Source organism: Luteibacter sp. P4_D7_3, assembly GCF_056401735.1.
The window spans coordinates 1-1,012 of the sequence record NZ_JBFUIT010000611.1; the positions used below are offsets into that span (position 1 = coordinate 1).

At 65.5% G+C, this 1,012-nt stretch carries 2 protein-coding genes; both read left to right on the forward strand.

What is annotated here, in order from left to right; translation table 11 throughout:
* A partial coding sequence (locus AC1DSN_RS23130) for an alanine racemase C-terminal domain-containing protein (protein ID WP_477333233.1) occupies positions 1 to 271 on the forward strand: 271 nt, incomplete at its 5' end.
* 71 nt (positions 272 to 342) lie between these two features.
* Positions 343 to 1,012, forward strand: a 670-nt coding sequence (locus AC1DSN_RS23135; protein ID WP_477333235.1) for a DUF7125 family protein, incomplete at its 3' end; no start/stop codon positions are given.

The following is a 1,012-nucleotide window of genomic DNA, read 5'->3' on the forward strand; positions in this document are numbered from 1 at the left end:
CATCGGCTACGGCGATGGCTACCCGCGCAGTGCCGCGGCGGGTACGCCCGTGTTGGTGAACGGACGACAGGCGCCGCTCGTCGGCCGCGTCTCGATGGATCTCATCACGATCGATCTACGTGGCGTGCCCGATGCCCGCACCGGCGACCGCGTAACGCTGTGGGGCGAAGACCTGCCCGTCGAGACGGTGGCGGCCGCGGCGGGTACGATTTCATATGACCTGACCTGTGGCATGACGCGTCGCGTACTCTTCGTCGAAGACGAAAGCTGAGCGTTCGCGTATCGCTCCGTGCGACACGGTCGCGCTATATAGCTCCCTCACTTCCGGAAGATCACGACACGATGGCCAAGGCCAAGACCGCCTACGTTTGTACCGAATGCGGCGCCGAGCACAGCAAGTGGCAAGGCCAGTGCGCCGAATGCGGCGTGTGGAATGTCCTCTCCGCCTTCGTGGTTGAATCGGCTAAACCTGCGGCCGTGGTGTCGATCGGTGCCCAACGGGGTGGCTACGCCGGCGCCGCCGCCGGGTCGCCGAAGATCACGGCGCTGACCGAGGTGCTACTCACGGCGGAGGCGCGCACGCACACCGGCATCGGCGAGCTCGATCGCGTGCTTGGCGGTGGGCTGGTGGAAGGCTCCGTCGTGCTCATTGGTGGCGATCCCGGTATCGGTAAATCCACTTTGCTGCTGCAGATGCTCGGCACCCTGGGTGCGGTATTGCCCAGCCTGTACGTCACCGGCGAAGAATCCCTTTCCCAGGTGGCCGCTCGCGCCCAACGCCTCGACCTGCCGCTCGCACCGTTGCATGCGCTGGCGGAAACCTGCATCGAACGCATCCTCGAGCAGGCGATGACCGCGCGACCGCGTGTCCTCGTGATCGACTCCATCCAGACGATCTGGACCGAAATGCTTACCGCGGCGCCGGGTTCAGTGAGCCAGGTGCGCGAATCGGCGGCAAAGCTCACGCGTTTCGCCAAGGAAACCGGCACCTCCGTTTTCCTGGTCGGCCACG